General features: G+C 71.3%; 20 protein-coding genes. 9 read left to right on the top strand and 11 right to left on the bottom strand.

The window, feature by feature from the left end; all coding sequences use genetic code 11:
- The coding region (locus tag VFM98_RS14160) for a PAS domain S-box protein (protein ID WP_325110558.1) at positions 1 to 3,392 on the top strand (3,392 nt) is incomplete at its 5' end.
- Here VFM98_RS14160 and VFM98_RS14155 read toward each other — a convergent pair.
- A complete protein-coding gene (locus tag VFM98_RS14155) occupies positions 3,352 to 4,254 on the bottom strand; it encodes a LysR family transcriptional regulator (RefSeq protein WP_325110557.1) in 903 nt (300 codons plus the stop codon). The genes VFM98_RS14160 and VFM98_RS14155 overlap by 41 nt on opposite strands.
- A 99-nt stretch (positions 4,255 to 4,353) precedes the next feature.
- On the opposite strand from VFM98_RS14155, the gene VFM98_RS14150 reads away from it, so the two are divergent.
- The 4 genes from VFM98_RS14150 (at position 4,354) to VFM98_RS14135 (ending at position 8,934) form a co-directional block, all read left to right on the top strand.
- Positions 4,354 to 5,055 (top strand): CBS domain-containing protein, encoded by a 702-nt coding sequence (locus tag VFM98_RS14150; RefSeq protein ID WP_325110556.1) that lies wholly within the window; start codon positions 4,354 to 4,356, stop codon positions 5,053 to 5,055.
- Between the two features lie 191 nt (positions 5,056 to 5,246).
- On the top strand, positions 5,247 to 6,620 hold the full coding sequence (locus VFM98_RS14145) for a sigma-54 dependent transcriptional regulator (RefSeq protein ID WP_325110559.1): 1,374 nt from the start codon (positions 5,247 to 5,249) through the stop codon (positions 6,618 to 6,620).
- On the top strand, positions 6,617 to 8,422 hold the full coding sequence (locus VFM98_RS14140) for a sensor histidine kinase (RefSeq protein ID WP_325110555.1): 1,806 nt from the start codon (positions 6,617 to 6,619) through the stop codon (positions 8,420 to 8,422). The genes VFM98_RS14145 and VFM98_RS14140 overlap by 4 nt, the downstream gene beginning before the upstream one ends.
- A gap of 149 nt (positions 8,423 to 8,571) precedes the next feature.
- Positions 8,572 to 8,934, top strand: a complete 363-nt coding sequence (locus VFM98_RS14135) for a sigma factor (protein WP_325110554.1) — start codon at positions 8,572 to 8,574, stop codon at positions 8,932 to 8,934.
- Here the strand turns inward: VFM98_RS14135 and VFM98_RS14130 are convergent.
- The 4 genes from VFM98_RS14130 to VFM98_RS14115 form a co-directional block, all read right to left on the bottom strand.
- Complete coding sequence (locus VFM98_RS14130; RefSeq protein ID WP_325110553.1) at positions 8,922 to 9,209, bottom strand: DUF4148 domain-containing protein; 288 nt, start codon at positions 9,207 to 9,209, stop codon at positions 8,922 to 8,924. The genes VFM98_RS14135 and VFM98_RS14130 overlap by 13 nt on opposite strands.
- Before the next feature lie 147 nt (positions 9,210 to 9,356).
- Positions 9,357 to 9,629 carry a hypothetical protein gene (locus VFM98_RS14125; RefSeq protein ID WP_325110552.1) on the bottom strand — a complete coding sequence of 91 codons (273 nt, stop codon included), beginning with the start codon at positions 9,627 to 9,629 and terminating at the stop codon, positions 9,357 to 9,359.
- Positions 9,626 to 10,558 (bottom strand): universal stress protein, encoded by a 933-nt coding sequence (locus VFM98_RS14120; RefSeq protein WP_325110551.1) that lies wholly within the window; start codon positions 10,556 to 10,558, stop codon positions 9,626 to 9,628. The genes VFM98_RS14125 and VFM98_RS14120 overlap by 4 nt, the downstream gene beginning before the upstream one ends.
- Before the next feature lie 71 nt (positions 10,559 to 10,629).
- Positions 10,630 to 11,031 (bottom strand): GreA/GreB family elongation factor, encoded by a 402-nt coding sequence (locus VFM98_RS14115; protein ID WP_325110550.1) that lies wholly within the window; start codon positions 11,029 to 11,031, stop codon positions 10,630 to 10,632.
- Between the two features lie 395 nt (positions 11,032 to 11,426).
- Here VFM98_RS14115 and VFM98_RS14110 point away from each other — a divergent pair, with 395 nt between their 5' ends.
- Complete coding sequence (locus tag VFM98_RS14110) at positions 11,427 to 12,383, top strand: universal stress protein (RefSeq protein ID WP_325110549.1); 957 nt, start codon at positions 11,427 to 11,429, stop codon at positions 12,381 to 12,383.
- Here VFM98_RS14110 and speE read toward each other — a convergent pair.
- Complete coding sequence (speE, locus tag VFM98_RS14105) at positions 12,355 to 13,620, bottom strand: polyamine aminopropyltransferase (protein ID WP_325110548.1); 1,266 nt, start codon at positions 13,618 to 13,620, stop codon at positions 12,355 to 12,357. The two genes, VFM98_RS14110 and speE, sit on opposite strands and share 29 nt — an antisense overlap.
- Positions 13,602 to 14,222 carry a hypothetical protein gene (locus VFM98_RS14100; RefSeq protein WP_325110547.1) on the bottom strand — a complete coding sequence of 207 codons (621 nt, stop codon included), beginning with the start codon at positions 14,220 to 14,222 and terminating at the stop codon, positions 13,602 to 13,604. The genes speE and VFM98_RS14100 overlap by 19 nt, the downstream gene beginning before the upstream one ends.
- Before the next feature lie 558 nt (positions 14,223 to 14,780).
- Here VFM98_RS14100 and VFM98_RS14095 point away from each other — a divergent pair.
- Genes VFM98_RS14095 through VFM98_RS14085 form a run of 3 tightly spaced genes read left to right on the top strand, consistent with a single transcriptional unit; the run spans position 14,781 to position 16,735 of the window.
- A complete protein-coding gene (locus VFM98_RS14095; protein WP_325110546.1) occupies positions 14,781 to 15,158 on the top strand; it encodes a GreA/GreB family elongation factor in 378 nt (125 codons plus the stop codon).
- 55 nt (positions 15,159 to 15,213) lie between these two features.
- Positions 15,214 to 16,083, top strand: a complete 870-nt coding sequence (locus VFM98_RS14090; protein ID WP_325110545.1) for a hypothetical protein — start codon at positions 15,214 to 15,216, stop codon at positions 16,081 to 16,083.
- Positions 16,073 to 16,735, top strand: a complete 663-nt coding sequence (locus VFM98_RS14085) for an N-acetyltransferase (protein ID WP_325110544.1) — start codon at positions 16,073 to 16,075, stop codon at positions 16,733 to 16,735. The genes VFM98_RS14090 and VFM98_RS14085 overlap by 11 nt, the downstream gene beginning before the upstream one ends.
- A 169-nt stretch (positions 16,736 to 16,904) precedes the next feature.
- On the opposite strand, the gene VFM98_RS14080 is transcribed toward VFM98_RS14085, so the two are convergent.
- From VFM98_RS14080 to VFM98_RS14065, 4 genes are read right to left on the bottom strand one after another with little or no spacing between them, the layout of a single operon-like run.
- On the bottom strand, positions 16,905 to 18,170 hold the full coding sequence (locus VFM98_RS14080) for a ligand-binding sensor domain-containing protein (protein ID WP_325110543.1): 1,266 nt from the start codon (positions 18,168 to 18,170) through the stop codon (positions 16,905 to 16,907).
- A gap of 19 nt (positions 18,171 to 18,189) precedes the next feature.
- Positions 18,190 to 19,287 (bottom strand): ligand-binding sensor domain-containing protein, encoded by a 1,098-nt coding sequence (locus VFM98_RS14075; RefSeq protein ID WP_325110542.1) that lies wholly within the window; start codon positions 19,285 to 19,287, stop codon positions 18,190 to 18,192.
- On the bottom strand, positions 19,287 to 19,625 hold the full coding sequence (locus VFM98_RS14070; protein ID WP_325110541.1) for a cytochrome c: 339 nt from the start codon (positions 19,623 to 19,625) through the stop codon (positions 19,287 to 19,289). The genes VFM98_RS14075 and VFM98_RS14070 overlap by 1 nt, the downstream gene beginning before the upstream one ends.
- The gene (locus tag VFM98_RS14065) at positions 19,622 to 20,146 is read right to left on the bottom strand and encodes a hypothetical protein (RefSeq protein ID WP_325110540.1); all 525 of its coding nucleotides are present in this window, start codon (positions 20,144 to 20,146) and stop codon (positions 19,622 to 19,624) included. The genes VFM98_RS14070 and VFM98_RS14065 overlap by 4 nt, the downstream gene beginning before the upstream one ends.
- Between the last annotated feature and the right edge of the window lie 256 nt (positions 20,147 to 20,402).

Below are 20,402 nucleotides of genomic sequence, written 5' to 3'. Positions count from 1 at the left end.
TGGGGCTGGACCTGCAGGAGGATGCGCTCGCGCAGGAGGCGATGGCCCGGGCGCTGGAAACCGGCAGCGTGGTGCTGACCGGCCCGCTGACCCTCGCGGCGCCCCGGGGCACGGGCGGGCAGGTGTGGGCCATGCTGGTGCCGGTGTACGCCGGCGGCGCCGTGCCTTCCAGCAGCGTGGCGCGGCAGCAGGCCGTGCTCGGCTTCCTGGTGGAGGCCTTCGACACCATGCAGCTGGTGGGAAGCGCACTCGGGCCCGATGCGAACGTGCTGGCCCTGCGGGTGCAGGACGGCAGCGTGCCGGTCTTCACCAGCCCCGAGCTGGCCACGGCCGCCGCGTCGCGGCCGACCCTGCAGCGCACCGCGGACCTCGATTTCGGCCAGCGCCGCTGGAACATCGAGTTCTCGACCCTGCCGCGCTTCGACTCCAGCCTCGGCTCCGACCAGTCGTGGGTGATCCTCGCGCTCGGCTTCGTGATCAGCGGCCTGATGGCGGGCCTGCTCGGACTGCAGGCCAACCTGCGGGCCCGCGCGCTGCACCAGGTGGAGCAGCGCACCGAGGCGCTGCGCGGGGCGCTGGCCCAGCGTGCCGAGAGCGAGGCGCGGCTGCGTGCGGTGTTCGACCACGCGCTCGACGCCATCATCACGATCGACAGGCGGGGCATCGTCCAGAGCTTCAACGCGGCGGCCGAGAGGATCTTCGGCTGGCGCGCCGACGAGGTGATCGGGCGCAACGTGAAGATGCTCATGCCCGCGCCGGACCGCGAGCGGCACGACAGCTATCTCGACAACTACCTGCGCGGGGGCCAGCCCAAGATCATCGGCATCGGCCGGCTCGTCACCGGCCTGCGCAAGGACGGCAGCACCTTCCCGCTCGACCTGGGCGTGAGCGAGATGCCGGTGGGCGACCAGCGCTTGTTCTGCGGCATCGTGCGCGACGTCACCGAGCGCCTGCGCGCCGAGAACGCGCTGCGCCAGAGCGAGCGCAAGCTGCGCAGCTACATCGAGCAGTCGCTCGATGGCGTGGCCGTGGTGGACCGCGAAGGCCGCTACCTGGAAGTGAACCCGGCCGCCGCAGACATCTTGGGCTACACGGAGGAGGAACTGCTGCGGATGGCCATCCCCGACATCCTCTCGGACGTGGAGGCGGAGCGGCGCCAGGGCCAGGCCCACTTCGAGCGGGTCCAGCGCGAGGGCCGCAGCAGCGGCGAGGTGGTGCTGCGGCGGCGCGACCGCAGCACGCTGATCGCGGAGATCAACGCGGTGGACCTGGGCGGCGAGCGCTACCTGAGCATCTTCCGCGACGTCACCCAGCGCCGCCTGGCCGAACAGGCGCTGCAGCAGGAGCGCGCGATGCTGGAGCAGCGCGTGGCCGAACGCACCGCGGTGCTGACGGACACCAACGCCGCGCTGCAGGAGGAGATCGTCGAGCGCAAGCGCATCGAGTCGGAACTGGTCGCCGCCCGCGAGCAGGCGCTGCAGGCCGCCGAGGCCAAGGCCGCCTTCCTCGCCAACATGAGCCACGAGATCCGCACGCCCATGAACGCGGTGATCGGCATGACGGCGCTGCTGGAGGACACGCAGCTCGATCCGGAGCAGCGCTCCTACGTCCAGACCATCCACACCAGCGGCGACGCGCTGCTCTCCACCATCAACGACATCCTCGACTTCTCCAAGGCCGAATCGGGCATGCTGGAGCTGGAGCAGCGGCCCTTCGAGATCGGCGTGTGCATCGAGGAGGCCTTCGACATGCTCGCGCCGCGGGCGGCCGACAAGGGCATCGACCTGCTGTACGAGATCACCGACAACGTGCCGCACTGGCTGGTGGGCGATTCGACGCGGCTGCGCCAGGTGCTGGTGAACCTGCTGTCCAACGCCGTCAAGTTCACCGACAAGGGCGAGGTCTGCCTCACGGCCAGCGTGCTGCGGCGCGATGCCGAGGAAGTGCAGCTGCGCTTCGCCGTGCGCGACACCGGCATCGGCATCCCGGCCCACCAGATGGAGAACCTGTTCAAGGCCTTCTCCCAGGGCGACACCTCCACCACCCGCAAGTACGGCGGTACCGGCCTCGGCCTGGCGATCAGCGCCCGCCTGGTGCGCATGATGGGCGGCGACATCAAGGTGGAGAGCGAGGAGGACAAGGGTTCCACCTTCTCCTTCACGATGCGTGCGGGCATCGCGCAGAACGTGCCGACGGCGCAGTACCGCACCGGCCGCGCGCCGGAACTGGCAGGCCGCAAGGTGCTGCTGGTGGACGACAACCCGACCAACCTCCACATCCTGAAGACGCAGTGCACGCGCTGGGGCATGGCGGTGGAATGCGCCACCCGCGGCACCCACGCGCTGGCGGTGCTGGAGGCCGAGGGCCCGTTCGACGTCGCCGTGCTGGACCTGCACATGCCCAACATGGACGGCCTGCAGCTCGCCCGCGCCATCGTGGCGCAGAAGGGCGACACGGCGCCGCCGCTGGTGCTGCTGTCGTCCTCGCCCGGGCGCAGCCGCGACTTCTCGGCGATGAAGCTGTTCGCCGCCACGCTGGCCAAGCCGGTGAAGCACTCCAGGCTGTTCGCCGTGCTGGACGAGGTGATCCACGAGCGCCGTGCCGCCCCGCCGGCGGCCGCCGCGCAGCTGATCGACCACTCGCTCGCGGCGCGGCTGCCGATGCAGATCCTGGTGGTGGAGGACAGCGACATCAACCGCAAGCTGGCGCTGGGCATGCTGCGCAAGTTCGGCTACGCGCCCGACGTGGCGCAGGACGGCGCCGAGGCGGTGCAGATGGTGCGCGAGCAGCGCTACGACCTGGTGTTCATGGACCTGCAGATGCCCGTGATGGACGGCCTCGAGGCCACCCGCGCGATCGTGGCGATGCTGCCCGCCAACCGGCGCCCGCGCATCGTCGCCATGACGGCCAACGCGCTGCCGGCGGACCGCCAGCGCTGCCTCGACGCCGGCATGGACGACTACATCGCCAAGCCGATCCTGCCGGTCTCCGTGCAGCAGCTGATCGAGCGCTGGGCCCCGCAGCGCACCTCCGGCGAGACCACCGAGGCGCTGATCGACGAGGCGATCCTGAAGGAGCTGGCCGCGCTCGACGAACCCGGTGCGCCTTCGGTGGTGCGCGGCCTGGTGGCCGACTACCTGAACGAGACGCCGGCGGCGCTCAGCGCGATCAAGCAGCATGTGCACCACGGCGAGATGGAAGAACTGCGGCGGCGCGCGCACAAGCTGGCCGGCACCAGCGCGAGCCTGGGCGCCAAGGCGGTGGCGGAGGTGTGCTACCGCCTCGAGCACGGCGTCGGCCGCGGCGAGACCACGCTGCTGCCCGGGCTGGTGGAGGAACTCGAGATGCGCTTCACGCGCACGCGCGCGGCCCTGCAGCAGCGCCTGGGCTAGCCGGCGCGCCCTCCTGCCCGTACCCTGCCGCCGCGTGCCGCAGGCCCTCCAGGGCCGGCTGCAGCGCGCCGGGCCCGGCGTCCTCCGCGTACACCGCGTAGGCGGGATACGCGAACTCCGGCGCGCCGCGCACGCGCTGCAGCCGGCCCGATTCCAGCAGGCCGCGCACGACGCCGAGGCGCAGATAGGCGGCGCCGCCGCTGGCAAGAAGGTATTCGCGCAGCAGCGGCCCGAAGTCGGACGAGACCGCGGGCCGCGACCATTCGGGATGCAGCAGGTGGTGCTGCTCCGCGAACTCGCGGCCCCAGTCCACGTACACGTACTCGGAGTCCTGCGGCGCCGCGGCGTCGGCCCGCGTGGTGACCAGCACCAGCTTCTCCTCCAGCAGCGGTTCCACCCGCAGCCCGGGCCGGTGGTGCGGCGCGTACACGATGGCGACGTCGAGGGTGCCGTGCGCGATCTGCTCCAGCAGCACGCGCGAGGAGGCGACTTCCGTGCGCACGGCGAGGCCCGGCGCGTGCGCGTTCATCCACGCGAGCCACCGCAGCAGCAGCGGATCCCACAGGCTCGGCTCGCAGCCGAGGACCACCAGGGCCGCGCGCCCCGGCGGCAAGGCCATCTGGTGCAGGGCGCGCTCCCACGCCTGCAGCAGCGACGCGGCGTGGGGCAGGAACTTCTCGCCTTCGGCCGTCAGCAGGACGCCATTCTTGCAGCGCTGGAACAGGCAGGCGCCGAGCTGCTCCTCGAGATTGCGCACGCGCGCGCTCACGGCCGTCTGCGTCACGTGCAGCTTGCGCGCCGCGGCCACGAAACTTCCCTGGGCCGCCACCGCGAGGAAGGTCCGCGCGAGTGCGATGTCCATCACGCGACTCCAATTTCCTTGCTGGCTGCGCGCAAGATTCGTCGCTTTACCGTCCGCCGGGCGCTGCCTATATTGAAAGCGCAATCTCGGGAGAAGACCATGGACGCCAGGGACCTCATGACTTCGCCGGTGGTCTGCGTGGCCCGGCACACGCCGGTGCTGCAGGTCGCCGCGCTGCTGCGCGAGCAGCGCATCGGCGGCGTGCCGGTGCTGGAGGAAGGGCGGCTGGTGGGCATCGTCACCGAGAAGGACCTGCTGCACCGGCGCGAGCTCGGCACCGAGCTGCGCTCGCACCGGCAGATCTGGTGGCGCCGCGTGGTGGCGCCCAGCCAGGGCCCGCAGTGGTACATCAAGTCGCACGGACGCCGCGCCGAGCATGTCATGACGCGACAGATCGTCGCCGTGCGGCCGGAGACGCCGGTGCGCGAGATCATGCAGCTGTTCGACACCCACCGCATCGGCCGCGTGCCGGTGCTGGAGGACGAGCGCGTGGTCGGCATCGTCACCTGCGCGGACCTGGTGAAGGCGCTCGCCCAGGGCCGCTGGGTCGATACGGGGCCGCAGGCGGAACTCGGCGACGAAGCCATCCGCGCCCGCCTGCTGTCCGAGCTGAACGCGCAGGACTGGTGGAACAGCGGCTTCTGCGCCGTCGACGTCGAGGACGGCGTGGTGCGCTTCAAGGGCTTCGTCGAAACCGAGTGGGAGCGGCGGGCCTCCTGCGTCGCCGCCCAGAACGTCCCGGGCGTGAGGCGCGTGGAGGACGAACGCCAGCCCACGGCGGAACTTCCCAGCCTGCTGTGAGGCCGGCTTCGAAGCGCTGCTTCCATGCGTCGGTATCCTCCGGGCCCGGTAAGACCCTGCAGGCAATCTAGGCCGCCGCCCGCGTGAGGGCAAGCAGGGCGCGCGCGGCCGCGTCAATCTGTCGCGGCCGCTGCGACAACTTGTCGCATGCCCTCGAAAACGCCTTGCGGCACTAGAATTTCCCGGTGGCCATGTTCAACGACGCGCCTCCCGCGCCGCCCGCGAAGCCGGGCGAGTGGGCGACGTGGTCCATCCTGATCGTCGACGACGAAGAGGGCATGCGCCACTTCCTGCTCAAGACCTTCCTGCCCCGCTGCCACTTCGCGGCTGCGGCGGCGAGCGCGGAAGAGGGCGCGCAACTGCTGCAGCAGCGCCGCTTCGACCTGATCATCCTGGACATCTCGCTGCCCGGAAAGAGCGGCCTGGCCTGGCTCCAGGAGCTGCGCGAGCAGGGCTATGCGGGCGACGTCATCTTCATCACGGCCTTCGCCAACCTCGACACCGCGATCGAGGCGCTGCGCGCCGGCGCCTCCGACTTCATCCTCAAGCCCTTCCGCGTGCCGCAGATCATGCATGCGGTGAAGCACTGCCACGAGCGCGCCCGGCTCGCGCGCGAGAATTTCGTGCTGCGGCGCTCGCTGGCGATCGCGCCGACGCATGCGCTGGGCCTGGTAGGCGATTCGCAGCCGATGCGGCAGCTGGCGGCGGCGCTGCAGCGCATCGCGGCCGTCAACAGCACGGTGCTGCTGCACGGCGAGTCGGGCACGGGCAAGGAGCTGGCCGCGCGCGCGCTGCATGCCCTCGGGCCGCGCGCGCAAGGTCCCTTCGTTCCGGTCAACTGCGCCTCGGTGTCGCCGGAGCTGATGGAAAGCGAGCTGTTCGGCCATGCCAAGGGCGCCTTCACCGGCGCCGCGCGCGCGCGCGACGGCCTGTTCTATTACGCCCAGGGCGGCACGCTGTTCTTCGACGAGATCGCGGAGCTGCCGCTGGCCGTGCAGGCGGCGCTGCTGCGGGTGGCGGAGGACCTGAAGATCCGCCCGGTCGGCAGCCAGCAGGAGTTCCCGGTCGACGTGCGCATCGTCGCCGCCACCAGCCGCTCGCTGCCGGCGGAGGTGGAGGCCGGCCGCTTCCGGCGCGACCTGTACTACCGGCTGCAGGTGCTGCAATTGAACCTGCCGCCGCTGCGCACCCACAAGGAGGACATCCCCGCGCTGGTGGACCACTTCATGGCCTCGCTCGCGCCCTCGCTCGGGGCCGAGCCCTTCGCCTTGAGCGAACAGGAGATGGCGTACCTGATGCAGTACGACTGGCCGGGCAACGTGCGCGAGCTGCGCAACCTGGTGGAGCGCTCGCTGATCCTGGGCGAGCTCAATGTCTCGGCCCTGTACGCACAGCCGGCAGCCCAGGGCGCGGCCCGCGCGGCCACCGACCTGCAGACGCTGGAGCGACAGCACATCCTCTCGGTGCTCGATTCGGTGGGCGGCGACAAGACGCGCGCCGCGCAGCTGCTGGGCGTGTCGCGCCGCACGCTGGAGCGCCGCTTCGCCGAGTGGTCGGCCCGGTGAGCCGGCTCGCCTCGCTGCGGCGCGCCCTGCAACGCAAGCTGCTGCCGATCGCGCTGCTGCCCACCGTGCTGATGCTGCCGCTGGTAGTGGGCGCCATGCTGTGGTGGGGCGACTACGTCTACGACAAGCTGCTGATCGCCAAGGTGCGCAGCGACCTCGCGGTGGCGCGCGGCTACTTCCAGCAGGTGGTCGAGCGCGTGGCCTCGGGCACCCGCGGCGTGGCGGCTTCGCAGGCGCTGCTGGAGCGCATCCGGCGCCAGCAGCCGGGCGAGCTCGATTGGTTCCTGGAGCAGCAGCGTCGCCGGCTCGAGCTCGATTTCCTGGTCGTGCTGCCCGAGCCCTTGCCCCATGCGCCGGCCGAGGGCGCGCGGCCGGGCGCCGTGGCCCTGTGGGACGCGCAGCAGCTGCGCGCGATCGCGCCGGCGCTGCATGCCCGCGCCTTTCCGCCGACCGCGCCCGCCGTCGCCGACGACGCCGCAGCGGGTGCCCCGGGTCCCTACGCCCTGGTCGCCGCCACGCAGGCCGAGATCACGGCGGAGGGGCGCCGCGTCGCCTCGCTGGTGGGCGGCATCCTCCTGAACCAGAACCTCGACCTGGTGGACCGCATCAACAGCATCGTCTATCCGGAAGGCGCGCTGCCGCTCGGCAGCCATGGCACGAGCACCCTGTTCCTCGGCGACGTGCGGGTCAGCACGAACGTGCGGCTGTTCCCGGACCGGCGGGCGATCGGCACCCGCGCCTCGCCGGAGGTGCGCGAGGCGGTGCTGGAGCAGGGGCGCACCTGGCTGGACCGCGCGTACGTGGTCGACGCCTGGTACATGTCCGGCTACGAAGCGCTGACGGACCCGGCCGGGCGCCGCGTGGGCATGCTGTACGTGGGCTACCTGGAGGAGCCTTTCCGGCTCGCCAAGTGGGGCATCCTCGGCCTCACGAGCCTGATCTTCGCGGCCGGGACCCTGCTCACGGTGCTGTTCTCGCTCGCGCGCGTGGCCGAGCGCACGCGCGAGCTGGCGGACGCGAACCGCTCGCTGCAGCAGGCGCAACGCCAGCTCGTGCAGTCGGAGAAGCTGGCCGCCATCGGCCAGGTCACCGCCGCCCTGGCGCACGAGATCAACAACCCGATCGCCGTGATGCAGGGCAACCTGGACCTCGTGCGCGAGCTGCTGCAGGACCAGGCCGACGTGGTTGCCCCCGAACTGAAGCTGCTGGACCAGCAGGTCGAGCGCATGCGGGCGATGGTCTCGCAGCTGCTGCAGTCGGCCCGGCCCTCCGACTACGCCGTGTCCGTCGAACACCTCGATCTCGGCGCGGCCCTCGACGAAAGCCTGGCCCTGTCGGCCCCGGTCCTCGGCGATGGCATCCGCGTGGTGCGCGACTACCGGGCGCGCCGGCTGGTGGAGTTCAACCGGCAGGAACTGCAGCAGCTGCTGGTGAACCTGATCGCCAACGCCGTGCAGGCGATGCCGCAAGGCGGGACGCTCACGCTGCGCACGCGCGACTGGGGCAGCCCGGGCGAGCGCTGCGGCGCGCTCGCGGAGGTGCAGGACACGGGGGCCGGCGTGCCGCCGGAAATCCGCGACCAGCTGTTCCTGCCGCAGTTCACCACCCGCCGCGAGGGCAACGGCCTCGGCCTCTGGATCAGCCATACCCTGGTGGAACGCCGTGGGGGCGCGATCGAGGTGGAGAACGCTCCCGGAGGCGGCGCCGTGTTCCGCGTGCGCCTGCTCGCGGGCGACAAGCTGTCGCCATCCCCGCGACAGGACGGCGGGCAAGAGGCAGCGGGTTCGGCTGCTCCGGAATGAGCCCCGCCGGGGCAGCGCGCCGCGGCCTGCGTGGCACGGAACTCGCTGCGCGCGCCGGGCGTGTGCATGGCTTTGCCTGCGGCTCGCGCCGCTCCTACATTGGCTGCATGCGCTGCATGGCGCAGCGCGCCGACCAAGGAGGTTCCAGCATGGATGCCACGGGGCGCGGGCGACCCGAAGCCGTGGGGGACGCCGGCCAGGACATCGGCGACGCGCAACTGCTGGCGCAGCTGCGCCAGGGCCGTGCCGCAGCGTTCGAACGCGCGATGCGGCGCTACAACCGGCTGTTGTACCGCGCGGCGCGCAGCCTGCTCACGGACGATGCGCAGGCGGAGCAGGCGGTGGTGGATGCGTGGCTGCGCGCGTTCGCGGCCCTGCCCACGATGCGCGGCGAGTTGGCCCTTTCGACCTGGCTGCTGCGCATCGTGATCGAGACCTGCCGGCAGCAGCAGCGCCCGGTGCGCTCGCCGCTGCTGCGGCAGGCCGAAAGCGCGCGCACTCACGCGGGCTGATAGCCGCTGGCGTAGGGATGCCGCGGCCCCTGGAGCACCTCGGCGCGCACCTGCGCGCGCGTCTTGCTGGAGACGAAGGCCTGCGGCTGCTGGCCCTGCTCGCCGGCGCGCAGCAGGGTGCCGTCGGCGCGGGCGGCGATCACCTGCTGCCGAACCTCGGCCCGCGTGACATGGGAGCTGCCGGCCAGGGCCTGTTCGCCCGCGGCGTTGGGCGTTTCGGCGAATGCGCCGGTGGCTGCCAATGCGAATGCGAAAGTGATGAGGGTCGTCTTCATGCGCTTCTCCTAGTGCGTTTCAGGGGGTGGCGGCGCAGCGGTGCAAACCGTTCACCGTCACCCGTTTGACGCCGCAGCAAGGCGCAAAGTGACGCACGCGCGAAAGTGCCTTGCAGCACTGATGCCTTTGTTCCCGCCGGTCGCACTTCAGGCTGCGACGCCTTCCTTCGCGCCTGCTGGCCGACAGCGCACCTGCCAGCTGAGAACCTGCGCCGCATCACCGGTGAGGCCGGCCACTTCGTCGGCCACGCCGTGGGCGCGCGCAAGCGCGATCTCGGCGCGCACGAGCACGCGGTCGCGCTGGCGCTCGAGCTCCTTCACGTCGGCGCCGCGCGCCTGCAGCAGGCATTGCAGCGCCTGCGCGTGCCGGCGCGGCGCATCGATGCGCACGAACAGCACGCAGACAGTCGTGCCGTTCATGACAGCCTCCCGCGCGCCGGCTGCCATTCCAGCGCCGGCCCCCGGCCGGCCTGGCGCATGCGCCGCGCCGCCACGGGCGCACTGGCCTGCGCCCACGTCTCGGGCACGACGAGGACGTCGCTCGTGCCCCAGCTCAGGATGCGGTGCGCCACGCTGCCGCAGAAGAAGTCCTCCCAGGCCGAAGCGGGCTGCTTGCCCACCACCACCAGGTCGGCGCCGGTGTGCTCCTGCTGGATCACGGCCTGCCGGCCCGGATCGCCGCGGCCGATCACCGTGGCGACGCGGTTGCGGCGCACGTCGAAGGAATCGCTCAGTGCCACGACGCGCTCGCGCGCATGGCGCAGGGTCTTGGTGCGCCAGCTGCGCACCGCCTGTTCGGTGGCCTCGGCGGAGCGCAGCTTCGATTCGTCCAGCGTGCTGATCGCATGGAAGATCTCCAGCGCCGCGTGCGCATCCACCTTCGCGGCGAGCTTCACCAGCGCCTGCGACAGCGGCGTGAAATCGACCGTGACGAGGATGCGGCGGTAGTGCGAGCCGCGCGCCGCCCGTGCGACCAGCACGGGGCAGTTGCAGTGGCGCAGCAGCCGCAGCACGGGCTGGCCGCGGAAGAAGGCGGCCGTGCTGCGCTCGTGCCGGTGCGGCAGCACCACCAGGTCCATGCCGCGGGCTTCCGCGGCGATGTCTTCCAGCCGGTGCGCCTTCTCCTGCACGGGCACGGTGGTCACCCGCAGGCCGAGGCTTTCCTCGAGCTGCCGGGCGGTGTTGGCCAGCCGCGAGGCCGCGGCGCGGGGCAGGGGCTGTCCGCGGGCAGGCACGAGCATCAGCTTGACGGTCGCGCGGTGCGCCTCGGCGAGCTGCCATGCGCGCTGCAGGGCGATGCCTTCCTGAGGGGAAAGATCGGTGACGACGAGAATGGATCGGAGACTCATGTTGCGTTCCAGGAGTAGCCGCGCCGGGCGGGGCCGGCCGCAGCGGGAAAGAGGCGGGAGGGCGCGGGCGACTACGTGACGTAGTCGCCCGTGGCCTCCGGCTGGAACATCACCGTCTCGATCTGCGCCACCGTCTCCTGCTCGGAAGGGCCGGTCCAGCGCGCGATGGCGCCGACCGACAGCCCGATCAGGGCCAGGCCGGCGGGGGACAGCACCGAGATGAAGCCCGTGGCGGGCTCCGCATCGTTCGGGTAGCAAAGCACCAGGATCTGGCGGCGCAGCAGCTTCAGGTCGCGGATGACGAAGCGCGAATACATGGTCACCACGTCGCGCGGGATCGCGTGCGGGGGGACCACTTCCGCTTCCTTCAGGATGTCGGCCAGCTGCGGGAACGCGCCCGCGGCGGTGAACTTCCCCAGCCGGACGAAATCGAGTTCACCGAGCTTGCGCTCGGCGGGGTTCGAGGGACGCATGGACGCACTCCATTCGGGTGCGGGCTCGCGCTGCGAAAGGCGATGCCCGCGAGCGCGCCGGGGCGGTGCCCGGCGGTCGATGGATGGCGCTGAAGGGAGAAGAAGGTGCGACCGCCGGGCCTAGGAATCTGCTGGCGTGCGCGGAAGGCGACGGGCGGGGCGGTTCATGCGAAGAGTATAGGCCGCAGGCGCGGCGCAGTGCCCCATTCTGGCAAGGCATCGAGGGGCATTGCGCGCGTGCGCTTGGCGCTGCCGTCATGCCACCCTAGACTTTCCCCGTGACAAGCCACCAGCGCACACCCGCACTTTCCTGAGCCCGGCGATTCCATCCTGGCCGCGCACGCCCGAATCGCCGGGCCCTTCGAGCGCCAACCCGACTCGCAAGGAGTGTCGTGATGCATGCCATGGTGCCGCGCCCCGCAGGGCGCCTGCCGATCCCTCCCGAAACCGATGCAGCCACGCGCGCCGGCGCCGTGGTCGCCATCTGCGCGCCCTCGTCGGCCGGAGTGAACGCGACGTGGCGCGCCGCCCTGGTGGCGCGCGAGCTGGGCGCGCCGCTGCACGTGCTGCATCCGGCGCCGCAGCCGCGCGTGCTCGCGCGCAAGGCGTCCTTCCTGGACGAACTCGCGCAGGACATCCGGCAGCGCACCCGCGTCGCCGTCTCCGTCGAGCCGGTGGCCGGCGACCTGCTGCAGGAAGCCGTGGCGGCCTCGCGTGAAGCGGCCATGCTGGTGCTGCCCAGCGTCCGCGGCAATCCGCTGCGCGAGTGGATCATGGGGACGCAGGCCGAGCGCCTGATCCGCCTGTGCCGCTCGCCCGTGCTGGTGGTCAAGCGCCCGGCGCTGGTGGGCTACCGGCGCGTGCTGGTGCCGGTGGACCTGCGCGACGAGGCGGCGCGCCTGATCTCGGCGGCCGGCGCGCTGTCGCGCGGCTCGCGCCTGGAGGTGCTGCATGCCGTGGACGCGCGCGACGAGAAAGTCCTGCGCGGCCTCGACGACTCGGAGCAGGCGCTGCGCAGCTTCCGCCAGCACCGCGCGCAGGGCGCCTTCCTCGCCTTGCACCGCCTGATCGGCGCGGCCCAGGTGGCGCAGGCCGGGGCCGAGGCCGCGATCGAGTTCGGCGAAGCCTCGACGACGGTGCTCGCCCGCGCGCGCAAGTGGGACGCGGAGCTGATGGTGATCGGCAAGGCGCGGCGCGGCCTGCTGGCCGGCTGGTTCCTCGGCCGCATGACGCAGGCGGTGCTGGCACGCGCGGGCGCCGACGTGCTCGTGCACCCGGGCTGCGGCGAGCGCGCGGCGCTGCACGCTGCCCGGGCAGTGGACCTCAGGCTTCCGCCGGAACCTGCGTCCTGACATCCGCGACCAGCTTCGCGTAGAAGTTGGGCAGGGCGAACACGGCGCGGTGCACCTCGGGGTTGTAGTACTGCAGGTCGGCGATGCCGCGCGCAGCCAGCCGGTTGCGCAGCTCCCGCGGTTCCATCGCGGCCGGCTCGGGCGCATCGGAGGCGACCGCGAACGCCCAGTACGCGCCATAGAGCGGCACGTGCAGGCCGTAGGGGTTCACGCAGCGGAAGGTGGCGCGCAGCAGCGCCGCGAGCTCGCGCACCTGCCGGCCTTCGTGGAAGGGCGAGCCGAGGTGCAGCACCACCATTCCTCCCAGGGCCAGCACGCCGCGCAGCTGCTGCAGGAACTCGCGCGTGTAGAGCGGCCCCGCCGCCGTCTCCGGATCGGTGAGATCCAGCAGCACCAGGTCGTAGCGCTCGCGCGTGGCGCGCACGAAAGCCGCGCCGTCCTGGCACAGCACCTGCACGCGCGGATCGTCGAACGCGCCGCGATGGATGCGCGCGAGGTGCTCGCGCGCGACCTGCAGCACGTCGGCATCGAGCTCCACCAGCGTGAGCTGCTGCACGCTCGGGTGCTTGAGCACCTCCTCCGCAGCGCCGCCGTCGCCGCCGCCGAGGATCAGCACCTTGCGCGGCGCCGGGTGAGCGAGGGCGGCCGGATGCACCAGCGCCTCGTGGTAGAAGAACTCGTCGGCCTCCGAGGTCATGAAGTGGCCATCGAGCAGCAGGGTGCGCCCGAGCTCGCGCGACTCCAGCAGGTCCAGCTGCTGGAAGCGCGTGGAGCGCGAGACGAGCCGGCGGTCGAAGCGGAAGCCGTAGAAGCTGCGCTCGTTCAGCGCCTCCAGCAGCAGCTCGCCTTCGTACGGCGCCGGTTCGCCCTCGCCGCGCTGCAGCTGCTGGCGCTGCACGCGCTCGGGCCGGAAGGCATCGACCAGCGCCGCCATCAGTGCCTGCGCGCGCTGCGAGTTGTCCTCCGTGAAGTTGCAGACGTAGATGTCCAGCGTGACGGCCTGGCGCTCCGGCCACGTGTGCACGGCCAGGTGCGATTCCGCCAGCAGCAGCATGCCGGTGACGCCGCCGGGCTCGCCGCGGTAAGAGGGGAACTTGTGCCAGTGTTCCCCCACCACCGTGAGGCCCGAGGCCAGCGTGCGGCCGCGACAGAGGTGCGCCAGCGCCGCCGCGCTCGTCATGAGCGCGGGCGTGCAGCGGCAGTCGTGCAGGTCGGCCGTCAGGTGCAATCCTTCCATTCTTCTTCCTTGCTTGTTCTTGCAGTCAATGCCGGTGCGGCTTCGTAGCGGGCCAGCCAGGTGTGGGCCTGGCCCGAATGCGCGGTGAGCGCGTCGATCGCCTGCTCGAATCCGAGCAGGGCGGCGAGCCGGGCCTCGGCGCGCACGGTCACGCGCCGCCCCTGCAGCTCCACCTCCTGCATGCGGGCGCCGCGGGTGCGCAGCTCCGCGAGGATCGGCTCCATGTGCTCGCGCCGCGCGTTCACCTTCACCGCCATCAGCGGCTCCATGGGCACGCGGCGCTGCGGGTGCAGATAGGTGTGCACGCGTGGCTCGGTGAAGCGCACCGCACCGAGGTGGGCGAGCTTCATCGCGTGCCGCCCTTCGCCCAGCGCGCGTTCGTTGAGGGCCCAGATCTCGCCTTCGCGGCCGCGCCGCACGATCGCGAAGCGGGGCGGGTCGCCCCCTTCGCAGCGCAGCGTGCGCTGCAGCGCCGGCGCCACCGACGACGGCAGCTGCCAGTCCTGCCGCAACGGCAGCCGGCCCCACGCAGGCCCGGCGCCGAAGTCGACGAAGAAATCGCTACCGGCGAGCTCCCGCCCACCGCAAGGTGTCGTACGCATCGAAGCACTCCCATCGAATGCGAGCGCGCCGAAGGCGGCTCGCGCGACGCGCCGGTGCCGGGCCCGGCGGTCGATGGTCAGCGCTGGAAAGGAGGAGGTGGCGGACCGCCGGGCTCAGGAATCTGCGGGTGTACTCCGTCCCGCATGGCGCGCGTGCGGCAGCACCGCGCGTGCGTGTTGCGACGCGAGGCGATGCGGGCGGTGGGGACGTGCGCGGTGGTGCATGTGCGTTTCGAGTATAGGCCGCGTGCCGCGCCGCGGCCGCTATGTCCCAGCGATCCTTGCCAGAATAGGCTTGCTGCGCGCGCAGGCGGCCTATACTCCGGCCCGTCATGGTCCCGACCTCGTTCTCCACGCATCCGCCTCGCGCCTGCCCGCCCCGTGCGGCGGCGCTCGCTTGCGTGCGTGCCTGGGCCATGCCCCGCCTCGGCCTGCAGCGAACGCCTGCACATTCCTGAGCCCGGCGGTCCGCAGCTTCCCCTTCGCGCCCCACCGACCGCCGGGCCAACTCCGCGCAAACCGAGCCCCGAGAGGGCTCCTTTCGATGGAGTGCATCCCATGAATGCAGTGAGCCTCGGCGAGCGCAAGCTCACCGAACTTGACTACGGCCGCCTGATCCAGTTGCCCGCGGCCCGCGGCGTGTCGCCGCTCGCGGACCTGCTCGGCGAAGCCGAAGTGCTGGAGACGTCGCGCATGCCGCAGGACGTCGTGACCATGTATGCGCAGGTGCAGGTGGAGGATCTCGCCTCGCGCCGCCGCAGTCGCTTCGTGCTGTGCTACCCCGGCCAGACCGAGCCGCGCGACGGCTACATCTCGGTGCTGTCGCCGGTGGGCCTGGCGCTGATCGGCACCCGCGTCGGCACGCTCGCGAGCTGGCAGTCGCCTGCGGGCGCGCAGTGCCAGGCCAAGGTGCTCGCGGTCGCGCGCGCAGCCTAGCTCTTCTCCACTCACCGATGATCGCGCGCCCTCCGCGCAGGGCGCGCGCCTTGCCATGGATTTCACGAAAAGCTTCGTGCGGGCCAAGAACCCGTGCGCCGAAGGCTTCCGCTGGTACTTGCGGCATCACAAGGACGGAAGCGACTACCAGCAGGTGCTGGACGACCTCGTACGCGACGGCCGCGTGGCCGACGCGTGCTGGCTCCTCGACAAGCTGGGCCCCACGCACGATGTCCTGCAGATCGATCGCCTCGATTGCGAGGCCATCGTGTACGCCGGGACCCTCGAGGTGCGCGGAAGCATCGAGGCGGGCTCGCTGCTGCGCGCCGGCGGCGCCATCCGCTGCGGCGGCGGGATCCGCGCCGGCACGCAGGTGGTCACCGGCGACGACCTCAAGGCTGCGGACGGCCTGAACTGCGGCGGCGAAGTGCGCTGCGGGGGCTCGCTCGTCGCGGGCTGGCACGTCACCGCGGGCGGGTGCCTGGAGGCCGGCGAACTGAAGGCGGCCGGCGACGTGCGCTGTGCCGGCGCGCTGGCCGTGGCGGGCGCCGCGCTGGTGAAGGGCGACCTGCTGGTGGAGGGCGACTGCAGGGCCCGGGCCCTGAGCGTGCGCGGCCGCGTGCAGACGGCAGGCTCGCTGCAAGTGGCGCAAGGGCTCATCGGCGATGGCGGCGTGGACTGCGGCCTGCACCTCGAGGCCGGCTGGGGCATTCGCTCGGGCGGCGACATCGTGGCGGCCGGCGCGATCCGCGCGGGCGAGGGCCTGGAGGCCGGCGGCACGATCCGCGCCGGCGCGGGCTATGGCGTGTTCGCGGGCCTGTGCGTGCAGCGTGCCGAGTGGCCCACCAGCGCGCGCGTGCGCGCGCAGTGCCGGCCGGAGGGCCTGGTGAGCGGGTGCTGGACGGAGCTGCAGCATGCGCATTGACGTCGCCCTGGAGCACCGCGACCTCGAAGCCGAACTGGCCGCGTTGCATGCGCGCATGGCCCGCCCCGGCGACGCGCTGCACGGCCTGCCGGTGCTGGCCGGCAGCCCGCCCGGGCTGGTGTTCCGCTACCGCGAAACGGACGGCGAATTCCACGTCTACGTGGAGGACCCGGCGCGCGCGGTGCTGGCCGGCTGCACCGTGTTCGGCCGCGCGCCGGAGCTCGATCGGCGCGTGGCCCGCTACGTGCGCAGCCCGCATTCGCGCTACGCCGCGGCGTATCGCGGCCGCGGCGTGGCGAGCGCGGTGTACGAGTGGGCGCTGCACGCGGGCCTGTGCCTTCTCAGCGGGCCGAGGCAGTCGCCCGCGGCGCACGGTCTGTGGATGAAGCTCGCGCGCAATTGGCCGCTTGCCTACGTAGAGACGCGCGACGGCCAGCTTCGCATGCTGGAGACGCAGGTCGATGGCAGCGCCTTCGAGGACCTGGACACGCGCTTGCTGCTGCTGGCGCGGGGATGGACGCGTGAGCGCTTCGCGAGCGCCACCAGCGTCGTCCCGGCGCAGGCGCAGTGGCGTTCAGAGCAGCATGGTGGCCCCTGGCCCGGCCCGGAGGGGATTTGTCCGGCTCACTCCATGTCCCCCGGCACGGCCTGAAGGCCGTGCCTCCTCCTTTACTTCCGGAGCCGGACAAACCCCCTCCGGGCCTGCAACGCTGTGAACGCGCCTGCCGAAGGCATGGCGGAATGGAAAACGCCCGGCCGAGGCCGGGCGTTCCCACTCTGAAATCGCGGCCCGGGGACCGCGCCGACTTCCGCTCCTCTTGCTATTTCTTCGCGATGTGCGCCACGCCGCCGAAGCTGCCCACCCACAGGCTGCCGTCCGCGGCGGTGTCCATAGAGAACACGGCGTTGGCGAACAGGCCGTCGGCAGTGGTGAGCGGCGCGCTGAACTTGCCGCCGTTGAACTTCGTGACGCCGGCGTTGGTGCCGATGAAGAGATCGCCGTCCTTGCCCTGGTGCAGCATGAACACGTGGTTGCCCGGCAGGCCGTCCTTCACCGTGTAGTTGCGGAACTGCTTGCCGTCGAAGTGCGCCAGGCCGCCGCCCCAGGTGCCGGCCCACACGGTGCCGTCCTTGTCGGCCACCAGCGAGACGATGTAATTGGGGTTGTAGGCCGTGTCGATGCCCGAGAGCCCCATCTCCTGCTTCTGCCGCGCGTGGTGGCTCGAGACCTTGGAGGGATCGTTCTTGAACGCGAGGTCGTCCTTCACCAGCTCGTAGGGCGCGCCCTGGCCCTTGGCGTGGTTCCAGTTGTCCCACTTGCCATCCACCCAGCGCGCGAGGCCGCCTTCGGTGGCCAGCCAGACGATGCCGTCCTTGCCCTCGGCCAGGCCGTAGACCCAGTCGTTCGGCAGGCCGCCCTTGGTGGAGGCCACGGTGTGCAGCTCCCACTTGGAACGGTCCTTGAGGTTGCCGCCCTTGATGCGGTTCACGCCCGACCAGGTGGCGATCCAGACGTCGCCGTTCTTCGCCTTCAGCACGTCGTAGACGAAGGCGTCGCCCAGGCCGTCGGGGATGTTGAAGGTCTCCCACTTGCCGCTCTTCTCGTCCAGCAGCGAGAGGCCGCCGCCGTAGGTGCCCACGGCCAGCTTGCCGTCCAGGCGGCTGATGTGGAACACGCCGTTGGAGAGCAGCCCCGCGCGGGTGTCGAACAGCTTGTATTCGTCGGTCCTGGTGTCGTAGCGGATCACGCCGCCGGAGGTTCCGACCCAGACCACGTTCTCCTCGGTCAGGATGTCCTTCACGTTGCGGTTGCCGACGCGGAAGTGCACGAACTTGGCCGCCGGGTCCACCTTCACCTTGCCTTCGGTGGGCGGCGCGCCGCCTTCGGCGACCGGGGGATGGCCCGCCGGCGCCTGGATGTTGGCGGCCGGCGTCGCTTCGGGGGCGCCGCCCATGGCCTTGGCACCGACGGCGGCCGCCTGCGGGGCGGCGGGCGTGCCGCCGTTGCGGCCGAGGGTGTAGGCGCCGGCGATCACGCCGCCGAGGGCGATGACCAGCACGGCGATCGTCTTGTGACCGAACTGCATGAGAGCTCCTGGGTTTTCTTTACCTGGTCGCGGCCTGGCGGCCGATGCGGGCCACGCCCTGGCGGGTGCCGGCCCAGACTTCGCCGGTGGGCGTGACCGCCAGCGCGTAGACGTTCTCTTCCAGCAGGCCTTCCTTGCGGCCGAAGTTCTGCCAGGCCTTGCCGTCCCAGCGCGAGACGCCGCGGTTGGTGCCGAACCACATCGCGCCGTCCTTCGTCTGCGCGATCGAATAGACGATGTTGCCGGCCAGGCCGTCCTTCGAGTTCAGGTTGGTCCACTGCTTGCCGTCGAACCTGGCGACGCCGCCGCCCCAGGTGCCGGCCCACACGTTGTCCTGCGGATCGACGTGGATCGCGAAGGTGTAGTTCGGGTTGTAGGTGGGGCGGCCCTCGTTCATGGTCGCCAGGTCGTGGCGCGAGCGCGTGCCCAGGCCGGTGTTGGTGGAGAAGGGCAGCTGGTCGGAGTTGGGCGCGCCCAGGCCGTCCTTGTGGGTCCAGCTTTTCCAGGTCTTGCCGTCGAACATCGACACGCCGCCTTCGGTGCCGAACCACACGCGGTCCCTGGCGTCGACGCCGAGGCCGTAGACCCACTCGTTGATCAGTTCGCGCACGTAGGTGGTGAACTTACCGGTCCTGGGATCGACCTTGCTGGTGCCGGCCCAGGTGCCGATCCACAGCGTGCCGTCCTTCTGGTTGGCGAAGCAGTAGACCCAGTAGTCGGCCAGGCCGTGCATCGGGAAGAAGGTCTTCCACTGGCCGTCGTTGTAGCGCGAGACCCCGCCGGCATTGGTGCCGAACCACTTGTTGCCCGCGTGGTCGATGCCGACCGAGAACACGTATTCGTTGGCCAGGCCTTCCTTGCGGGTGAAGGTGTTGACCGGCTTGAGCGTCTTCAGGTCGACCTCGTGCACGCCCGAGGAGGTGCCGACCCACATCACGTTGCGCTTTTCCTCCAGCTTGAGCGCGCGCACGTACACGCCCTGGCCGACCTCGAAGGAATCGAGCACGCGCCAGGCGCCGGCCGCGGGCTTGCCGCCGTTCGGTTGCTGCGCGAAGGCGGCGGTGCCGGCCAGCAGCGCCAGGGACAGCGCGGCGCGCCGGGAAATGCTTCTTGTCATCAGCTCAAGGTCCTCAGGTACGCGATCACGTCCAGGACCTCCTGGTCCCGGAGGATGCCGAAAAAGCCGGGCATGCTGCCCTTGCCGTTCTTGATGGCCGGGAGTATCTGCATGTCGGGCCGCATCAAGGTCTCCATCCGGCGGAAATTCGGCGTTCCCGGCAGCACGGGGTTGCCGTTGGCGCCGTGGCACATCGCGCAGTGCGTGGCATAGAGGCTGGCGCCCTTGTGGATGTCGGCGGCACCGGCTGGCGCGGCCAGCAGCGCCAGCGAGGCGGCGAGCACGGCCATTCCCGTTCGCGGGAATGCCGGGCGGCGCAGCGCCAGAATCGAGATCACTTGCGCGCTCCTTGCGCATTGGCCTGCGCCGTCAGGGCGCGCACGCGCTCGTCGTATTTCTTCGCCTGTTCCAGGTCGCGGGGCAGGCCCAGCGTGCCGGTGCGGTAGGCGCGCGCGAGCGCGTCGAGCGCGGGCGCGTAGTTCTTCGCTTCGGCCTTGCGGTACCACTCCAGCGCCTGCGCGGCATCCTTGGGCACGCCGGCGCCGTCGGCCAGGGCGCGGCCGAGGCCGAATTCACCCGCGGCTTCGCCCTGCTCGGCCGATTTCCGGTACATGGCGACGGCATCCGCCTCGGAACCGGCCGAGCGCAGCAGGTCACCGAGGCGCGCCTGCGCCTTGGCGTGGTTCTGGTTGGCGGCCTTGCGCATCAGCGACATGCCCGTGGGCAGGTCGCCGCTGGCCAGGGCCGCATCGGCCTGGGCGAAGTCCTCGGCCGGGCCGGCGTAGAGGCTGGTTGCAGCGAACAGCGCACCCATCCACAGGGTGCACCGGGTGAGGAAGCGGGTGGTGGTGGCGTTCATGCCACCCACGCTGCAAGTTCCAGACCAACTCCAGGAACGCTGGAACCCAACTTCCGGACGCAGAGGACGCAAAGGGTACGCAGAGGACGCAAAAGAAAACCCTTAGAGTTTTTCTTTGTCCTTTTCGCGTCCTCTGCGTATCTTTTGCGTCCTCTGCGTCCGGCTGTTGGTTTTGTCTCTTACTCGGTGGCAGCCGACGCCCGCGCCTGCTCGTGCTCTTCCAGCTTGCGGTAGAGGCTCGACAGGCCGATGCCCA

The sequence above is a fragment of the Ramlibacter sp. genome, assembly GCF_035706265.1.
In the GTDB taxonomy this organism is placed as follows: domain Bacteria; phylum Pseudomonadota; class Gammaproteobacteria; order Burkholderiales; family Burkholderiaceae_C; genus Ramlibacter.
Note: the sequence above shows the minus strand (reverse complement) of the source record. Positions and strands in the feature narration are given on the sequence as shown.